This window comes from Roseivivax lentus, assembly GCF_900156805.1.
GTDB lineage: Bacteria > Pseudomonadota > Alphaproteobacteria > Rhodobacterales > Rhodobacteraceae > Roseivivax > Roseivivax lentus.
In genome coordinates, this window is the sequence record NZ_FTOQ01000001.1 from 303,498 (window position 1) to 320,392 (window position 16,895).

General features: G+C 68.3%; 15 protein-coding genes. 5 read left to right on the forward strand and 10 right to left on the reverse strand.

The window, feature by feature from the left end; translation table 11 throughout:
- Positions 1–33 precede the first annotated feature (33 nt).
- Positions 34–1,512, forward strand: coding sequence for an NAD-dependent succinate-semialdehyde dehydrogenase (locus tag BW990_RS01390; RefSeq protein WP_076444246.1), 1,479 nt, complete (start codon positions 34–36; stop codon positions 1,510–1,512).
- 200 nt (positions 1,513–1,712) lie between these two features.
- Here the strand turns inward: BW990_RS01390 and BW990_RS01395 are convergent, their stop codons facing one another.
- The 6 genes from BW990_RS01395 to BW990_RS01420 form a co-directional block, all read right to left on the reverse strand.
- The gene (locus BW990_RS01395) at positions 1,713–2,186 is read right to left on the reverse strand and encodes an Hsp20 family protein (RefSeq protein WP_076444248.1); all 474 of its coding nucleotides are present in this window, start codon (positions 2,184–2,186) and stop codon (positions 1,713–1,715) included.
- Between the two features lie 214 nt (positions 2,187–2,400).
- The gene (locus BW990_RS01400) at positions 2,401–3,189 is read right to left on the reverse strand and encodes a trypsin-like serine peptidase (protein ID WP_076444250.1); all 789 of its coding nucleotides are present in this window, start codon (positions 3,187–3,189) and stop codon (positions 2,401–2,403) included.
- A 134-nt stretch (positions 3,190–3,323) separates the two neighbouring features.
- Positions 3,324–4,703, reverse strand: coding sequence for a glycolate oxidase subunit GlcF (glcF, locus tag BW990_RS01405; RefSeq protein WP_076444252.1), 1,380 nt, complete (start codon positions 4,701–4,703; stop codon positions 3,324–3,326).
- 12 nt (positions 4,704–4,715) lie between these two features.
- Complete coding sequence (locus BW990_RS01410) at positions 4,716–5,057, reverse strand: hypothetical protein (protein WP_076444254.1); 342 nt, start codon at positions 5,055–5,057, stop codon at positions 4,716–4,718.
- Positions 5,054–6,178: an FAD-binding protein gene (locus BW990_RS01415; protein WP_076444256.1), complete on the reverse strand. Its 1,125-nt coding sequence runs from the start codon at positions 6,176–6,178 to the stop codon at positions 5,054–5,056. The genes BW990_RS01410 and BW990_RS01415 overlap by 4 nt, the downstream gene beginning before the upstream one ends.
- Positions 6,179–6,237: 59 nt before the next feature.
- The gene (locus tag BW990_RS01420; protein ID WP_076444258.1) at positions 6,238–7,686 is read right to left on the reverse strand and encodes an FAD-linked oxidase C-terminal domain-containing protein; all 1,449 of its coding nucleotides are present in this window, start codon (positions 7,684–7,686) and stop codon (positions 6,238–6,240) included.
- A gap of 148 nt (positions 7,687–7,834) precedes the next feature.
- Between BW990_RS01420 and BW990_RS01425 the strand changes: the two genes are divergently transcribed.
- Genes BW990_RS01425 through BW990_RS01435 form a run of 3 tightly spaced genes read left to right on the forward strand, consistent with a single transcriptional unit; the run spans position 7,835 to position 9,362 of the window.
- Complete coding sequence (locus BW990_RS01425) at positions 7,835–8,245, forward strand: CopD family protein (RefSeq protein WP_076444260.1); 411 nt, start codon at positions 7,835–7,837, stop codon at positions 8,243–8,245.
- Complete coding sequence (locus BW990_RS01430; protein WP_076444262.1) at positions 8,242–8,955, forward strand: DUF599 domain-containing protein; 714 nt, start codon at positions 8,242–8,244, stop codon at positions 8,953–8,955. Before BW990_RS01425 ends, BW990_RS01430 begins: the two co-directional genes overlap by 4 nt.
- Positions 8,956–8,990: 35 nt before the next feature.
- Positions 8,991–9,362: a hypothetical protein gene (locus tag BW990_RS01435; protein WP_076445089.1), complete on the forward strand. Its 372-nt coding sequence runs from the start codon at positions 8,991–8,993 to the stop codon at positions 9,360–9,362.
- 153 nt (positions 9,363–9,515) lie between these two features.
- Here BW990_RS01435 and BW990_RS01440 read toward each other — a convergent pair whose 3' ends face one another.
- Genes BW990_RS01440 through BW990_RS01455 form a run of 4 tightly spaced genes read right to left on the reverse strand, consistent with a single transcriptional unit; the run spans position 9,516 to position 16,211 of the window.
- Positions 9,516–11,558, reverse strand: a complete 2,043-nt coding sequence (locus BW990_RS01440) for a glutamine amidotransferase (RefSeq protein ID WP_076444264.1) — start codon at positions 11,556–11,558, stop codon at positions 9,516–9,518.
- Complete coding sequence (locus BW990_RS01445) at positions 11,555–14,329, reverse strand: DUF4159 domain-containing protein (RefSeq protein ID WP_076444266.1); 2,775 nt, start codon at positions 14,327–14,329, stop codon at positions 11,555–11,557. The genes BW990_RS01440 and BW990_RS01445 overlap by 4 nt, the downstream gene beginning before the upstream one ends.
- Positions 14,326–15,207 carry a DUF58 domain-containing protein gene (locus tag BW990_RS01450; protein ID WP_076444268.1) on the reverse strand — a complete coding sequence of 294 codons (882 nt, stop codon included), beginning with the start codon at positions 15,205–15,207 and terminating at the stop codon, positions 14,326–14,328. The genes BW990_RS01445 and BW990_RS01450 overlap by 4 nt, the downstream gene beginning before the upstream one ends.
- The gene (locus BW990_RS01455; RefSeq protein ID WP_076445091.1) at positions 15,204–16,211 is read right to left on the reverse strand and encodes an AAA family ATPase; all 1,008 of its coding nucleotides are present in this window, start codon (positions 16,209–16,211) and stop codon (positions 15,204–15,206) included. The genes BW990_RS01450 and BW990_RS01455 overlap by 4 nt, the downstream gene beginning before the upstream one ends.
- A gap of 56 nt (positions 16,212–16,267) precedes the next feature.
- Here BW990_RS01455 and BW990_RS01460 point away from each other — a divergent pair, with 56 nt between their 5' ends.
- Positions 16,268–16,870, forward strand: coding sequence for a DUF1285 domain-containing protein (locus BW990_RS01460; protein WP_076444270.1), 603 nt, complete (start codon positions 16,268–16,270; stop codon positions 16,868–16,870).
- The last annotated feature ends 25 nt before the right edge of the window (positions 16,871–16,895 follow it).

The following is a 16,895-nucleotide window of genomic DNA, read 5'->3' on the forward strand; positions in this document are numbered from 1 at the left end:
TCCATCCCCGCATTAAACCGAAAGGAGAGCGTCATGCTCGACCAAACCACAAACCTGCCGGGACTGCTCAAGGATCCGAGCCTTCTGGAAAGCCGTGCCTATGTGGGCGGCCAGTGGATCGACGGTGACGATGGCACCTTCGAGGTGACCAATCCCGCCCGCGGCGATGTCATCGCCAATGTCGCCGATCTCTCGCGCGCGCAGGTCGGCAAGGCCATCGACGCCGCCTATGCCGCGCAGAAGGACTGGGCCCGCTGGACCGGGAAGGAGCGCGCGAACGTGCTGCGCAAATGGTTCGACCTGATGATGGAAAACCAGGAGGACCTCGGCAAGATCATGACCGCCGAGCAGGGCAAGCCGCTGGCCGAGGCCAAGGGCGAGATCGCCTACGGCGCCTCTTTCGTGGAGTTCTTCGCCGAAGAGGCCAAGCGCGTTCTGGGTGAGCAGATCCCCGGCCATGGCCGGGACAAGCGCATCCTGGTGATGAAGCAGCCCATTGGTGTGGCCGCCTCGATCACGCCGTGGAACTTCCCCAACGCGATGATCACCCGCAAGGCCGCCCCGGCCCTCGCCGCGGGCTGTTCCTTCGTCGCCCGCCCCGCCGCAGAGACGCCGCTCTCGGCAATTGCACTGGGCGTTCTGGCCGAACGCGCGGGCATTCCCGCGGGCGTGTTCAACGTGGTGCCCTCGTCCTCGTCCTCCGAGGTCGGCAAGGAATTCTGCGAGAACGAGAAGGTGCGCAAGCTGACCTTCACGGGCTCCACCGAGGTGGGCCGCATCCTGCTGCGCCAGGCCGCCGACCAGGTGATGAAATGCTCCATGGAGCTTGGCGGCAATGCGCCCTTCATCGTCTTCGACGACGCCGATATCGACGCCGCGGTCGAGGGCGCCATCGCCTGCAAATTCCGCAACAACGGCCAGACCTGCGTCTGCGCGAACCGGCTTTACGTGCAATCGGGCGTCTATGACGAATTCGCGCAGAAGCTGAAGGCGGCGGTCGAGAAGCTGAAGGTCGGCGACGGCCTGTCCGAGGACGGCGTCGATCTCGGCCCGCTGATCACCCGCGATGCCATCGACAAGGTGCAGGAGCATATCCGCGACGCCACCTCGAAGGGTGCGACGCTGATCCTCGGCTCCGACAAGGACGACGCGGACGGAAACTTCTTCCATCCCGCCATCGTCACCGGCGCCACGCAGGAGATGGCCTTCGCCAAGGAAGAAACCTTCGGCCCGCTCGCGCCGCTCTTCAAGTTCGACGACGTGGATGACGTGATCGCCATGGCGAACGACACGATCTTCGGCCTCGCCTCGTATTTCTACGCCAAGGACCTGTCCCGCGTCTGGAAGGTCGCCGAAGAGCTGGAATACGGCATCGTCGGCGTCAATACGGGCCTCATCTCGACCGAGGTCGCCCCCTTCGGCGGCGTCAAGCAATCGGGCTTGGGCCGCGAAGGCAGCCACCACGGGATCGAGGAATACATGGAGATGAAATACGTCTGCCTGACCGTCTGAGGATGCTTGGCGGGGGCGGGCCACGCGCCCGTCCCCGCGCCCTCGCATGCTGCAGGCGACAGGGCGGTCCGGGCATGACGGCGCCTTCGCGCCGGGCACTGCCTGAACCGCCAAAACGTATCTCACGCATCAACGCAAAACGCCCCGGCCATGGCCGGGGCGTTCGTGCTTCAACGGGTGTTCAATGGGCTCGGGCCCGATCAGTTGACCTTGTCGGCCTCGAGCACGTCCTTGCGGGTCTCGACCGTATCGACCTTCTGAATCGCGATGCGGCGCGGCTTCAGCGCCTCGGGGATCTCGCGCTCGAGGTCGATATGCAGCATGCCGTCGGTATGCGACGCGCCGATCACGCGCACATGGTCCGCGAGCTGGAACCGGCGCTCGAAGGCGCGGGTGGCGATGCCGCGATGCAGGTAGGTGCGGCCTTCCTCTTCGTCGGCCTTGCGCGCGGAGACGACCAGCGCGTGGTCCTTCACCTCGACCGAGAGGTCATTTTCGGAAAAGCCCGCCACGGCGATCGAGATGCGATAGGCGTCGTCGGCCGTCTTCTCGATGTTGTAGGGCGGATAGGTGGGCTGGGCGCCTTCGGATGTCAGGACCCGGTCCATCATGTCGGCGATCTGGTCGAAGCCGACGGTTGCACGATAAAGTGGTGCGAAATCAAAGCTACGCATGGGTTATCCTCCTTTGAGCGATACCATATCTGTGTTGCGCCTTCCCGATGGGGACAGGCGGCTCCGTGATGCCGGGCCCCTGTCTGGCGACCCGGTGAGAGATATCTGGGAAGCGGAATTGCCCGTTTCAAGACCCTTCGACATGCGGACGTGATCGGTGCAAGCCGCTGAGAATGCGCGTTTTTACGGGATAGAGGCGGGAAAGCCCAGCCGTCTAGTCTTCCGGCTCGGGCTCGCTGGGCGCCGGACGGATGAATTTCGCGCCTTCGTCCATATCCTCGGGGCCGCGGATGGTCCGCACGCCGGGCGGACGCGCGCCACCGATTTCCGCCTCGAGAAGATCGCGCACCGTGTCGACCGTCCCGTCCAGCACCACGCCGAGCGAAACCGCGTCACCGCCCGCCTGGGCCTTGGCCGAGACGACCGAAACGATTCGCGGCGTCCCCGTGTCGAGCGAAAAGACCGGCGCGCCCGAAGCGCCGAAATCGACCTCGCATGACAGCACGAAGATCCCCTCCTGCCGCGACAGCACGGTGCAGCTGTCCTGCAGGCCCGGGGCGTCTCGCCCGTCGCGCGCATAGGAGACGACGCCCACCCGGTCGCCGGGATCCGGGTCGCGACCGGTCTCGAAGGGCGTGATCGTGGTGTTGCGGATCGGGTGCTGCAATTCCAGGAGTGCGATGTCGAAGCGCACGCGCCGGGCGTCCGAGGCCGCGTCGAAGACGAAATCGGGATGCGCGACGGCGCGGCGGACCCGGCGATAGGACTCGGCCCGTCCCTCGCGCCATCCGGCGAGGAATTCCATCTCCTCGACCGGGACGGTTTCACCGTTTTCGCGATCGTAAAGGCAATGTGCCGCCGTCAGCACCAGATCCTCGGCGATCAAGGCGCCGGTGCAGAAGGCCTTGCCGTCGAATTCGAGCCGCCCGACCGCGCCCCAATCGTCGGCGTCGGCGCCGAACAACTGGAAAAAGCCCTGCGCGGAGGCAGGGCCGGATAGCATGGGCAGACAAACACAAACGGCCCAGAGACACTGGCGAAAGGACACAAACTTTCCTTCGGTTGAACGCCTACATTTTTCAATAAATGCGTGGCAGAACTGTGTCTGTCAGCCTCGGTTTTGTTGGGAATACGGCATCAATCCGTTTCCATCAGCTTCGGCGGCTTCGGCCCGCCGGTGGCCCAATCCAGCAATTCCACCGTGTGCACGACGGGAATGTCGGTGCCGCCGCCGATCTGCATCATGCAGCCGATATTGCCCGCCGCGATCACTTCGGGCGCCTTGGCCTCCAGGGTGCGGACCTTGCGCTCCTTCAGCTGCTTCGAGATCACCGGCTGCATCAGGTTGTAGGTGCCCGCGGAGCCGCAGCACAGATGGCTGTCGGCGGGTTCCACCACCTCGAAGCCGGCCTTTTTCAGAAGCGCCTTCGGGTAGGTCTTGATCTGCTGGCCGTGCTGCAGCGAGCAGGCCGCGTGATAGGCCACCCGCATCGCGCCGCCCGCCGCGCCCTTGGGCGGCGAAAAGATGCCGTGGCCGGGTGCCGCATCGGTGCCGGCGATGCCCTCGCGCGCTTCCTGCGCCGTGTCGACATCGGCGCTGGCCATCAGCGTGTTCAGCACCTCCGACACGTCGCGGGTGATGGCCGAGACGCGCGCGGCATCCTCGGCCATGTCGGTGGTGCGGAACATGTGGCCGTAATCCTTCACGGTGGTGCCGCAGCCGCTGGTGTTGATGACCACCGCATCGAGGCCCTTGCCGTCCATCTCGCGCGCCCAGGCGCGGATGTTCTTGGCCGCCGTGCCGTGGCTTTCGTCGATCTTGCCCATGTGATGGGTCAGCGCACCGCAGCAGCCGATGCCCTCGGCGATCACCACCTCGGCGCCGAGCCGGGTCAGCAGCCGGATCGTGGCGTCGTTGATGTCGGTGTTGAGCGCGCGCTGCGCGCAGCCGGTCATCAGCGCGACGCGCATCTTCGTCTCGCCCTCGGCGGGGAAGGTCTGCGGATCGTCGTTGCGCGACACTGGCGGGATGGTCTTCGGCGCCATTTCGAGCATTGCCTGAAGCCGCACGTCGGGCATCAGCCTGGCGAAGGGCCGCCCGATCTTGGCGCCCAGCAGCGCCAGCCGGAAGCGGCCGGGATAGGGCAGGATGCGCGCCAGCACCCAGCGCAGCGCGCGATCCTGCCAGGGCCGTTCGTACTTTTCCTCGATATAGGCGCGGGCATGGTCGACGAGATGCATGTAATGCACGCCCGAGGGACAGGTCGTCATGCAGGCAAGGCAGCTCAGGCAGCGGTCGATATGCCTGACGGTCTTCTCGTCCGGCACACGCTCGTTCTCGAGCATGTCCTTGATGAGGTAGATGCGCCCGCGCGGGCTGTCCAATTCGTCCCCCAGCACCTGGTAGGTCGGACAGGTCGCCGTGCAGAAGCCGCAATGCACGCAATTGCGCAGGATCTCGTTCGAGCGCGCGACATCGGCATCCTTGAGCTGTTCGGGTGTGAAGGTCGTCTGCATTGGGAGAAATCCTCAGATAGAGAGCATCTGCGCGGTGGCGAGGCCGAACCACGGGATCGTTGTGGCAAGGCACCCCGCGACCCGCGTGGCGCGGTCGGTTTTCGGACGGTTTGTCAGGCGCCGGGCGGTATGGGCGATGAAGGCGACCGCGCCGATCCAGCCGAGCCAGATCGCCGCCAGACCCGTCAGCGGCGCGGTGTCCGACAGCCGCAGGCCGACAATCGCGGCCCCCAGCGCGCCGATGGCCAGCGCGGCCAGAAGCGGCTTCGTCGGATCGGGCTGGATGAGCAGCAGGAACAGAACCGGGCCGACCGCGAAGGACAGCACGAAGGCGATCGCGAGTTGTGGGGTCATGCCGGCACGGGCGCCAGGTTGAACAGACCGCGAGGATCGAAGCGCGCGCGCAGACCGTCGGTGAGTTTCGCCACCGGCGCAGGTTCGGGATGCAGCCGCGGAATGCGCCCGCGGCTGCCATCGCTCATCCGCACCAGCGTGCCGTGCCCGGCGATATCGCCCATCTTCGTCCGTGCGTCGGTGCCTTCCGGCATCCGCGCCCAGACCAGCCCGCCGCCCCAATCCAGAAGGATATCCTCGGCCCCCAGCGCCGCGGCGAGCTTCGGCCCGTCCGAGGGCTTGACCGAGAAACGCCAGACATCGCCGGGCTTATCCTTCATCAGCGCCACGTCCCGCACCCAGGCCCAACCGGCCGCCACGCGGTCCTGATCGGTCTCGACCGCGATGTCGCCGAACTCGGCGAGCAGTTTTTTCAGCTCACCCGCGCGATAGGTGATCTGGGTCTCGAACCCTTCGATCCGCAGCATCGTGACCGGATGGCCGTCGACGCCCCGCGGCGCATGGGCGGCCCCCGTGATCTCGAACGGGGAGCCAAGCGCGCGGCTCATCGCGGCGACCGCGCGGGTCTCGTTGAGCCCGTTGATGAGCAGCGTCGCGATCATCTCGGGCACCGGCAGCACCTTCAGCGACACCTCCGTCATCACGCCAAGCTGGCCCCAACTGCCCGCCATCAGTTTGACCAGGTCGTAGCCCGTGACGTTCTTCATAACCCGGCCGCCATTCTTGACGATGTTGCCCGCCCCGTCGACGAAGCGCACACCGAGCATGAAATCGCGGGCAGCACCCACCTGGATGCGGCGCGGCCCCGAGGCGTTGGTCGCAGCGACCCCGCCCAGCGTCGGTTCGCCGCTTGAGCCCAGTAGCGTGCGGTGATCGAGCGGTTCGAAGGCGAGGCGCTGGTTTTCGCGGGCCAGCGCGGTATCGATCTCGGCGAGCGGCGTGCCAGCCCCGGCAACCAGCGTCAGCGCGCCCGGCTCGTAAAGCGATATGCCCGAGAGCCCGCCCGTCTCCAGGAGCGCGCCAGTGCCCGCCCCGCCGCGCGTGCCGCCGCCGCGGATCTGCAGCGGGTCCCGGGCCGCCTTGATGATCTCGCTCAGCTCGTCTTCGGTCTTCGGTGTCATGGTCTCATCTCGCAGCGGTCGGAAGGCCCCGGCGCGCGGGCCGGGGGCGATGGGGCGGCTTATTCCGCGGCGACGTCCAGCGCGCGGCGCGCATCGGAGGCGTCGAGCGGGAAGACCTTCGCGGAGTTCAGGAGCCAGTTCGGATCGAACACGTCCTTCACCGCCATCTGCGCCTCGAGGTCGGCGGGCGCATATTGCACATGCATCAGGTCGCGCTTCTCGATGCCGACGCCATGTTCGCCGGTCAGGCAGCCGCCTACCTCGACGCAGAGCTTGAGGATATCCGCGCCCAGTTCTTCGCACTTCTCCAGATCGCCGGGCTTGTTGGCGTCGAACAGGATGAGCGGGTGCATGTTGCCGTCGCCCGCATGGAACACGTTGGCGACGTCGAGCCCGTATTCCTTCGACATCTCGCCGATGCGGGTCAGCACGCGGGGCAGCTCCGAGACCGGGATCGTGCCGTCGAGGCACATGTAGTCGTTGATCTGGCCCATCGCGCCGAAGGCCGATTTCCGGCCCAGCCAGATGCGGCCCGCCTCGTCGGCATCCTTGGCCTCGCGCAGCTCCACCGGGTTGTGGCGGCGGGCGATGTCCATGATCAGCTTGAGCTGATGGTCGATCTCTTCGTCCGAGCCTTCGACCTCGACGATCAGCAGCGCCTCGCAGTCGGGATAGCCCGCTTTGGCGAAGGCCTCGCAGGCACGGATGCAGGGGCGGTCCATGAACTCGATCGCCACGGGCAGGACGCCCGCCTTGATGATGTCCGACACGCAGGCGCCGGCCACTTCATTGGCGTCGAAGCCCATCAGCACGGGCCGCGCGCCTTCGGGCTTTCTGAGGATGCGCAAGGTGGCCTCGGTCACGACGCCGAGCTGCCCTTCGGAGCCGCAGATCACACCCAGAAGGTCGAGCCCCGCCGCATCGAGATGGGCGCCGCCCAGCTCCACCACCGTGCCATCCATCATCACCATGGTGACGCCCAGAAGGTTGTTCGTGGTCACGCCGTATTTCAGGCAATGGGCGCCCCCGGAATTCATCGCGATATTGCCCGAGATGGCGCAGGCCAGCTGCGACGAGGGATCGGGCGCGTAGAAGAAATCCTGCTCCTCGACGGCACCGGTCACCGAGAGGTTGGTCCGGCCCGTCTGCACGCGGATGAAACGGTTGTCGTAATCGGTCTCGAGCACCTCGTTCAGCTTCGAGACCCCGAGGATCACGCAATCGGCGGTGGGCAGCGCGCCACCGGCAAGCGAGGTGCCCGACCCGCGCGGCACCACCGGCACGTCCATCTCGTGGCAGATCTTCAAGACCGCCGCGACCTCTTCGGTGCTGGCGGGCAGCACGGCGGCCAGCGGCGGGCACTTGTAAGCGGTCAGCGCGTCGCATTCATAGGCCCGCGTCTCGGCCACGTCGTCGATCACCGCATCGGCGGGCAGGACGCCGCGCAGCCTGTCCACGATTTCGGCCTTGCGGCTGAGGACACGGGCGTCGGGGGTTGGCATTTGCATCGCGAAAACTCCCTTGCAACTTCGAGGCTATATCTAGCATTCCCCGACGCAAAGCCATAGCCAAGAAACCGGCGGTGCATCGACGCAGGCGACCCGGACGGGGCGCAGGGCCGATTGTCCGGGGGCGGAACGTACAAGGAACAGCGGCATGATTTGGGTCAAGGTCATTCACATTCTCTGCGTGATGGGCTGGGTGACGTCCATCTTCGCGGTGCCGCGCGCGCTGATCTACTGGAAACGCGAACATGCCACCCTCGATGCCTTCGGGCCGCTCGGCGATCTGACGATCCGGCTCTACCGCTTTTCGCTGGGCCTCGGCGTGATCGCCATCATCACCGGCTTCTGGCTCGCGGGCATGCTGGCGATGCCGGGCTGGGTCTGGTGGAAGGTGGCGCTGGTGGCGGCGCTGGCGGTGCATTACGGCTGGACCGGCCGGATGGTGCTGCGCGCCCGCCGCGGGGTCTTCACCGAAAGCGATCGCTTCCTGCGCATCTTCAACGAGGTCAGCGTCCTCGGCGTCATTGCCGTCCTCTGGGTCGTCGTGGCCCAGCCCGCATGATGCTGCCCGAGGTGCTGCAATTCATGGCGCCCTCCGACTGGGCCGCGCTCGGCCTCCTGGTGCTGTGCTGGCTCGGCGTCACCCAGGCGATCGAGCATCCGCCCGCCGCGCGGCCCTCCACCTCGGCGCTGATGTCGGAATATCGCGGCGCCTGGATGCTGCATTTCCTGCACCGCGATCCGCGCATCTTCGACAGCCAGATCGTCGGCATCCTGCGGCAGGGCGCCACCTTCTTCGCCTCGGCCTCGATGATTTCCATCGGCGGCGGGCTCGCGCTGATCGGCAATGCCGACCAGCTGCGCGGCGTCGCGCAGGACCTGACGCTGCCCGCCGATCCCACCATCGTCTGGGAGATGAAGATCGCGCTGATGCTGGTCTTCGCGGTCAACGCCTTCCTGAAATTCGTCTGGTCGCACCGGCTCTTCGGATATTGCGCGGTGCTGATGGCGGCGGTGCCCAACGACCCGGAGGACCCGGTGGCGCTGGTCCGCGCCCGGCAGGCCGGCGAGATCAATTCCGCCGCCGCGCGCAGCTACAATCGCGGCCTGCGATCGGTGTATTTCGGCATCGCCAGCGCCGCCTGGCTGATCGGTCCGGTGGCGCTGTGCCTCGCCACGCTCCTGACGCTCGCGGTGATCCTGCGGCGCGAATTCTTCGCGGTCAGCCGCAACGTGCTGCTGAGCGCGCGCCCCGTGGACACGGAAAAATGACCCCGGTTTCAGAGCCCGGGTGCTACCTGTTGACGATGACCAGACGCCTGACCCCGCCTCTCGCCGCGCTTGCGCTGCTCGCCGCGCCCGCCGCCGCCGATCCGTCCGATATCCGCGACGTGACGATCGAGAAGACCGGGATGGACTGGCGCGTCTCGGTGACGCTCGCCCATCCCGATACCGGCTGGGATCATTACGCCGATGGCTGGCGGATCGAGGCCGAGGACGGCGCGGTCATCGGGATGCGGGTGCTGCATCATCCGCATGTGCAGGAACAGCCCTTCACGCGCTCGCTGTCCTCGGTGATGGTGCCCGACGGGGTCTGGACGGTCTATATCCGCGCGCGCTGCTCGGTCGATGGCTGGGACGCGGCCCGCACGGCCGTGAAGGTCCGCCCCGGCCTCTGACCTGTCCCGCGCTACGCGCCATTCACGTGGCCCACGCCCGGGAAAAGGCGCCGCGCCCTGTCACGGCCGGACCGGAAATACCTCCGGAGGTTTGGAGGCAGAGCCTCCAACGCGGCCGCTTTGCGGACGCGCCCCCCGCGCCGCAGGCATAATCTAGCGCCGCCCCTCGCGGAGCCATGCACCCAGGATCAGCCCCGAGGCCAGAAGCAGCGTTAGCCAGGCGGGCAGCAACGGCACGTTGCGCACGCTCAGCGTCTCGTAGGCATCGCGCGGGGTGATGCCGATCCAGCCGCGCCCCGCCGCGGGACGGCCCGACCCGACCTCGCGGATGCGCGGCAGACCGTCGGCCAGACGCAGCGCGCCGCCGCGCATCGCGTCGATGACCGGCGCCATCAGCGCGGCCGTGGCGATCGTCTCCTCGAATTCGCGCGGGGCCGCGGGGCCGAGCCCGATCACCGCCTCCTGTTCGCCCTCGGCCAGCCGGTAGAGCCCGATCTCCGGCCCGTCGTACAGTGCCTCGAAACGACCCGGCGCGATCTCCTCGAGGGCGATGTCCTCGGTCGTGCCATCGGGCCGCGTGACGGTGACCGGCCCGACGCCGTCCTCCAGCGTGCGGCGGATGATCCGCATGGTCTGGCCGGAGGCTTCCGCGAAAAGCGTCTCTTCCTCGAGCTCCGGCTCCTTCATCATCCAATGCGCCAGCCGGCGCAGCAGCTCCAGCTGCGGCCCGCCGCCCTCGTAGCCGCGCGACCAGAGCCAGGCCTGATCGGAGGCCATCAGCGCGACGCGGCCCTCGCCGACCCGGTCGAGCACGAGCAGCGGGCGGTCGCCCACACCTTCCATCAGCACCTTACCCGAGGCCTCGGCCTCCACCTCGATCTGGCGCAGCCAGCGGCCCCATGTCTCCTCGCCGGTTAGCCCGGCGGTGACCGGGTGACGGTCACCCAGATCGGTGACCACCGGGCGATAGGGCTCTTCCAGTACCCGCGCGGTGGGGGCGCCGGGCACGATCTCGCCCAGGGGCGAACGGTAGAGACTGTCGGCCGAGGCGAAATCCGGCCCGGCCGAGATCAGCACCGCGCCGCCCTCCTCGACATAGTTGCGCACGTTGTCGAGATAGATCGCGGGCAGGATGCCCCGGCGCTTGTAGCGGTCGAAGATGATGAGATCGAAATCCTCGATCTTCTCGAGAAACAGCTCGCGGGTCGGGAAGGCGATGAGCGACAGCTCGTTCACCGGCACGCCGTCCTGTTTCTCGGGCGGGCGCAGGATGGTGAAATGCACGAGATCCACCGAACTGTCCGATTTCAGCAGGTTGCGCCAGGTGCGCCCGCCCGCATGCGGCTCGCCCGACACCAGCAGGACGCGCAGGCGGTCGCGCACGCCGTTGACCTGCACCAGCGCCGAATTGTTCCGGTCGGTCAGCTCGCCCTCGGCTTCGGGGGTGGTGAACTGGATGACGTTCAGCCCGCCATGGGGCAGGGTGATCGGCAGGTCGATATCCTCGCCCACGGGCAGGGTGAAGGTCTGCGGCGGCTGGCCGTCCACCGAGATGTCGAGCGGCACGTTCCGCGTGCCGGGCGCCGCACCCGTATCCTCGATCCGCAGCGTCAGGGTGAAGCTTTCGTCGAGAATCGCGAAGGCCGGCGCGTTGCGCACGATCAGGCGGCGGTCCCAGTCTTCCTCGCGTCCGGTCATCAGAAGGTGCAGCGGCGCGGGCAGGTCGGGCGCGCGCTCGATGTCATGGAGCCGCCCGTCCGAGGCGGCGATGATCCCGGCGACCCGGCCCGACGGCTCTTCCGCCAGCGCCTCGTTGAGCGCGGTCATGAGCTGCGTGCCCTGGTCGCCCGCGCCGTCGCCCACGCGGATGCGCCGGATCTCGGTATTGGGCCGCGCGGCCAGCTCCGCGGCCAGCGCGTCAATCGCGTCCGATGTGACGTCGGCGCGGTCCGCCAGTTGCTGCGAGGCGCTCCGATCCTCCAGAAGCAGCACGATATCGGAGAGCGGCGCGCGATCCTCGTCCTGCAGGGAGGGCTGGGCGAGGGCCGCGATCAGCACCAGTGCGGCCAGCCCGCGCAGGCCCCAGCCGCGCAAACCGCGCAGCAGGGCGACGAGGATGCCCGCCGCCGCGATCGCGGCCAGTGCGCCGATGAATATCCAGGGCAGGAGCGGGTCGAAGACGATGCTTCCGGTCATTGGCCAAGCCTGTCGAGAAGGGCGGGGACATGCACCTGGTCGGATTTGTAGTTTCCGGTCAGCACATGCATCACGAGATTGACGCCGAAGCGGAAGGCCACCTCGCGCTGCCGCTCGCCGGTGAAGCCGGAGCCCACGGGCCGCAGCGGCTGGCCGCGCTCATCGGTGGCCCAGGCGGAGGCCCAGTCGTTGCCGCCGATCACCACGGGCGTGACGTTGTCGTTGAGATTGCGGAACGGCATGCCCTCGATCTGCTCGGCATCGGGTGGGGCCGCTTCGACCCAGACGTCGCGGCTGGCGTAGCGCCCGGGGAAGTCCTGCAGCAGGTAGAAGGTGCGGGTCAGGACGTGATCGTCGGGCACCGGCTCCAGCGGTGGAATATCGAGGGGGGCGGCCAGCGCCTGCAGCTTGCGCCCGTTGGGCGCGCCCGCGCCGAACCGGGCGATATCGGAATCGCGCGTGTCGAACAGGATCATCCCGCCCGCGCGCAGATACTCGTTCAGCTTGGCATAGGCCGCGGGCGAGGGCGTCGCCTGATCCGGGGTGACCGGCCAGTAGAGGAAGGGAAAGAAGGCCAGCTCGTCCTCTTCGAGGTTGACGCCCACCGGCGCGCCGGGCTCCACCGAGGTGCGGAAATACAGCGTGTCCGACAGGCCCCGCAGACCGGCCTGGGCGATCTGGTCAATCTCCCGGTCCCCGGTCAGGACATGGGCCAGCGTCACCTCGGCGGTGGCCCCGGTGGCGAAATTCGTCTCGCCGCCTTCGCTCTGGGCACGCGCCCCGTCGGGCGGTGCGATCAGCAGCGCGGCGAGGATCGCGGCGGCGCCCGCGCGGACCCCGAACAGGCGGCCCGACAGCGCCAGCGCCGCGATCACGTCGGCCACGAGGAGAAGCGTGGCAAACGCCAGGAGGTAGCCCGAGAGCGGCGTCTCCTCGGCCCGTTCGAGGCCTTCGACCGGGATGCGGTCGGGCCAGGTTGCCGGGGTCAGCGTGGTCTCGGCGCCGATGACGTTCCGCGCCAGGCTGCGATCCTCGGCCTGGTAGAGGCCGGGGCGCAGTTCCGGGCCCAGCGCCGCGCTCACCAGCGCCTCGCCCGCGACGCCGGGCAGGTTCTCGGCCACGCCGAGCCCGCCGAAGGCGTCGAGCACCCGGAGCGGCGTCCAGGTCGTGCCCTCCAGGTCGGCGGCGTCGGGCTGGGCGGCCATCGACGAGACCGCGAGCCGTTCAAGCATCTGCACGAAGAGCCCCGAGAGCGGCAGGCTCGACCATTCGGCGTTCGCGGTGACATGGAACAGCACGATCTGGCCCTGCCCCTCGCGCTTGCGGGTGACGAGCGGCGTGCCATCGGTCAGCTGCGCGATCACGCGAGACGCGAGCGTCGGGTCGGGCTGCGCCATGACCTGCGCCGTGACCGTCACGTCGTCCGGAATGGCGAGGCCGAAGAACGGGCTTTCGTCGTCGAAGGCGGCCAGCGTCTTGGGCTCGCCCCAGCTCATCGCGCCGCCGACGGTGCGTCCGCCCGCGCGCAGGCGCACCGGCATCAGCGGGTCTTCCTCGGCGCGGCTGACCTCGCTGGCGGCGAGGCGTTGACCGGCGAAGCGCAGCAGCATGCCGCCCTTTTCGATCCAGTCCAGCAGCGCCTCGGCTTCGGCGGGGCTGACGGTCGCGACGTCGGCCAGCACGATCACGTCGGGATTGGCGGGCAGGATATCCAGAAGCGCGCCGTCGATCAGGTCGGCGGTTGGGGCCAGCGCCCGCGTGAGGTAATGCAAGGGCGAGAGCAGTTCGAGCCCTTCGCGGTTCTCCGAGCCCGCGATCAGCGCCACTTCGCGGCGGCGCAGGCTGTCATCGGGCAACGTCACGGCCCCTGCCGAGGTGGAGGCGGCGACCTCGAACCGGTCGATCCGTGCGCGCAGCTCCGCAGGCAGCGACAGGGCGCCCTCGGCGCGCGTGGCGTCCGCCTCGAAGGACAGCGTCGTCTCGGCCAGAAGCGCGGGGTTGCCCGCCGGGTCGCGGCCCTGCGCGAGGATGCGGATGTCGCGCGTGCCCGCCGGACGCAGGCGCGACGCGGCGATCTGCACCGCGCCGTCCGCGAAGGTCGCAGGCTCCAGCGCGTAAAGCGGCGCCGGGCTTTCATAGACGGTCACCGGGCCGCGCGCCTCGAGCGCCTCGAGCATCGTCGCGCGGCTGTCGCGCGCCAGTCCGTCCGAGAACCACAGGGTCTCGAAATCGCCCTCGGGCAGGGCGGTCAGCGCGGTCTCGGTGCGGACGGCATCGGGCGCCCAGGGCGCCGGGATCAGCCCCGTGACCCGGTTCTGCACCGTGCCCGCGGCCTGGAAGACGGCAGGCTCCGGTCGTGTCAGCATGAGCGTGGCGACGGCCCGGTCGTCCCGGCCCGCCTGCGCGAGGATACCGTCCAGAGTCTGCATCTTGGCGCGCCAGCTCCCGGCGGACGCCCAGCTGCCGTCCATAACCACCAGAAGCGGCGCGTTGCCCGCACCGGCGCGGTCCTCTTCGGGGTTCAGCACCGGCCCGGCGAGCCCGATGATGATCGCCGCGACCGCCAGCATCCGCATCAGCAACAGCCACCAGGGCGTGCGGTCGCTGACCTGTTCGTCTTCCTTCAGCCCCAGCAGCAGCACGACGCCGGGAAACAGCCGCCGGATCGGGGCGGGCGGGACCGCGCGCAGGATGAGCCACAGGATCGGCAGCGCCAGAAGCGCCAGAAGCAGCCACGGCGTTGCGAAGCCGATGGTTCCGAAGAGCGTCATCCGTGGCTCCCGTCAAGCGCGCGCCAGAGCCACAGGAGCGCGGATTGCGCGGGCTCCGACGTGTGGTGGCAGGTGTAGAGCCAACCGGTCGCCCGGGCGATGGCGGTCAATTCGTCCTTCCGCGCGGCCAGCCGTTCGAGGTAGCGCGCGCGCAGATCGTTGGCCTTCAGCGTTTCGTGCGCGACCTGCCTGCCCACCGATTCGAAGATGGTGCGTCCGCGGAAGGGGAAGGTTTCCTCCGAGGGGTCGAGCACCTGAACCAGAACACCCCGCACGCCGCGATCGGCGGCCTTGGTCAGCGCTGCCGAAACCGCGTCGAAATCGCCGAGGAAATCGGAGATGAAGACCGCGCGGGAATGCGGGATCATGCCGCGCGCCTCGGGGGCGGCGTAATCGGCGGTATCGGCGTCGGCGAAGGCCTGCGCCAACCGCATGATCTGCGCATTGCCCCGGCGCGGCGGCAGGTCGAAGCCGGTCAGGCCGACGCGTTCGCCACCACGGTTGAGCAGGATCGCGACCGCAAGGCCCAGAAGCCGCGCGCGGTCCGCCTTCTCGGGCAGATCGGGCGTCGAGGCAAAGCGCATCGAGGCGGCCCGGTCGACCCAGAGCATCACGCTTTGCGCGATCTGCCATTCCCGGTCGCGCACGAATTGCGCATCGCCCCGGCCCGAGCGGCGCCAGTCGATGGCGCGGTAGGTGTCGCCCGGCATCATCGGCCGGTATTGCCAGAAATCGTCGCCGAGCCCCGCGCGCCTGCGGCCATGCTCGCCCAGAAGCACGGTTCCGGCGAGTTGCTCGGCCCGCGCCAGAAGCGCGGGCAGGCGGCCGGCCTCTTCCTCTGCGCGGGCGCGCGCCTGCAGGGCCAGTTCGGGTGTCAAGCGGCCGCCTCGCTCCGCAGCGCGGCGCCTGCGACATCCTCGATCAGCGTGCCGAGATCCTCGCCCCGCGCGCGGGCCGAGAAGCTGAGCGCCATCCGGTGCACGAGGACGGGCCGCGCCATGGCGATCACGTCTTCCATCGAGGGCGCGAGGCGCCCCTGCAGCAGCGCGCGGGCGCGCACGGTCAGCATCAGCGCCTGCGCGGCGCGCGGGCCGGGGCCCCAGGCCACCACGTCGCGCACCCGCTCGGGCGCGGAGGGATCGCCGGGCCGGAAGGCGCGCACCAGATCGAGGATCGTCTCGACCACGGTGTCGCCCACGGGCATCCGGCGCAGCAGTTTCTGCGCGGCGATCAGCGAGGGGCCATCGAAGACCTGGTAGGATTCGGCTTCCTCGGCGCCGGTCGTGGCCAGCAGGATGTCGCGCTCGGTGTCGCGGTCGGGATAGGCCACGTCGATCTGCACGAGGAACCGGTCGAGCTGCGCCTCGGGCAGCGGATAGGTGCCCTCCTGCTCGATCGGGTTCTGCGTCGCGAGCACATGGAACGGTGCCTCGAGCGGCCGGGTCTCGCCTGCCACGGTCACCACCTTTTCCTGCATCGCCTGCAGAAGGGCCGATTGCGTCCGCGGGCTGGCGCGGTTGATCTCGTCGGCCATGAGAAGCTGGCAGAAGATCGGGCCGGGGATGAACTTGAAGGCCCGGCTGCCATCGGCGCCGGTTTCCAGCACTTCGGAGCCCAGGATGTCGGCGGGCATCAGGTCGGGCGTGAACTGCACCCGGTTGCCATCGAGGCCCATCACCGTCGACAGCGTCTCGACGAGCCGCGTCTTGCCGAGGCCCGGCAGGCCGATCAGCAGCGCATGACCGCCGCAGAGAAGCGCGGACAGGGTCAGGTCCACGACCCGTTCCTGGCCGATGAAGCGCCGCGTGATCGCGGTCTTCGCCTCCGCCAGCTTGCCCTCGAGCGCCTCGATTTCGGCGACCAGGTCTTCTGCTTGGGCCATGGCAATCATCCTATTTGCGGCTATCTGTTGTGAGGAGAGTATCCCTCGATACGGAAATGGCAAAAGCAATGACGTCACAAAATCGCGTGGCTCCTTCGGCGGACGGCATTGCCGCCTCGGCCAAGGCGGCCAAGAAAGGCCGTGGGCTGCCCCCGGTGGAGCAGTGGAACCCGCCCTTTTGCGGGGATCTGGACATGCGCATCGCCCGGGACGGCACCTGGTACTACCTGGGCTCGCCCATCGGGCGAAAGGGGTTGGTGAAACTCTTTTCCTCGATCCTGAAGAAGGAAGGCGATGCCTATTTTCTGGTCACTCCGGTCGAAAAGGTGGGAATCACCGTCGAGGACGCGCCTTTCGTCGCCGTCGATTTCGACGTCGCGGATGCGGGGCCGGACCAGACGCTGACCTTCACGACCCATGTGGGCGACCAGGCGGTGGCCGGGCCCGACCATCCGATCCGCGTCGAGCGCGACGCCGAGACCGGCGAGCCGTCGCCCTACATCCTGATCCGCCGCAACCTCGAGGCGCTGATCGACCGCAAGAGCTTCTACCGGCTCGTCGAGATCGGCACCGAAGCGGAGCATGACGGCGCGCGCTGGTTCGGCATCGTCTCGGGCGGGGCGTTCTTTCCGATCATTCCCGCCGCCGAGCTTGGCTGAATTTTCTCCCGGTCTTTGCCGGACA

Bases quoted from the DNA above. Each gene is read 5' to 3' on its own strand.
- BW990_RS01390 (WP_076444246.1), top strand. From the start codon at position 34: ATGCTCGACCAAACCACAAACCTGCCGGGACTGCTCAAGGATCCGAGC.
- BW990_RS01395 (WP_076444248.1), bottom strand. From the start codon at position 2,186: ATGCGTAGCTTTGATTTCGCACCACTTTATCGTGCAACCGTCGGCTTC.
- BW990_RS01400 (WP_076444250.1), bottom strand. From the start codon at position 3,189: ATGCTATCCGGCCCTGCCTCCGCGCAGGGCTTTTTCCAGTTGTTCGGC.
- glcF (WP_076444252.1), bottom strand. From the start codon at position 4,703: ATGCAGACGACCTTCACACCCGAACAGCTCAAGGATGCCGATGTCGCG.
- BW990_RS01410 (WP_076444254.1), bottom strand. From the start codon at position 5,057: ATGACCCCACAACTCGCGATCGCCTTCGTGCTGTCCTTCGCGGTCGGC.
- BW990_RS01415 (WP_076444256.1), bottom strand. From the start codon at position 6,178: ATGACACCGAAGACCGAAGACGAGCTGAGCGAGATCATCAAGGCGGCC.
- BW990_RS01420 (WP_076444258.1), bottom strand. From the start codon at position 7,686: ATGCAAATGCCAACCCCCGACGCCCGTGTCCTCAGCCGCAAGGCCGAA.
- BW990_RS01425 (WP_076444260.1), top strand. From the start codon at position 7,835: ATGATTTGGGTCAAGGTCATTCACATTCTCTGCGTGATGGGCTGGGTG.
- BW990_RS01430 (WP_076444262.1), top strand. From the start codon at position 8,242: ATGATGCTGCCCGAGGTGCTGCAATTCATGGCGCCCTCCGACTGGGCC.
- BW990_RS01435 (WP_076445089.1), top strand. From the start codon at position 8,991: ATGACCAGACGCCTGACCCCGCCTCTCGCCGCGCTTGCGCTGCTCGCC.
- BW990_RS01440 (WP_076444264.1), bottom strand. From the start codon at position 11,558: ATGACCGGAAGCATCGTCTTCGACCCGCTCCTGCCCTGGATATTCATC.
- BW990_RS01445 (WP_076444266.1), bottom strand. From the start codon at position 14,329: ATGACGCTCTTCGGAACCATCGGCTTCGCAACGCCGTGGCTGCTTCTG.
- BW990_RS01455 (WP_076445091.1), bottom strand. From the start codon at position 16,211: ATGGCCCAAGCAGAAGACCTGGTCGCCGAAATCGAGGCGCTCGAGGGC.
- BW990_RS01460 (WP_076444270.1), top strand. From the start codon at position 16,268: ATGGCAAAAGCAATGACGTCACAAAATCGCGTGGCTCCTTCGGCGGAC.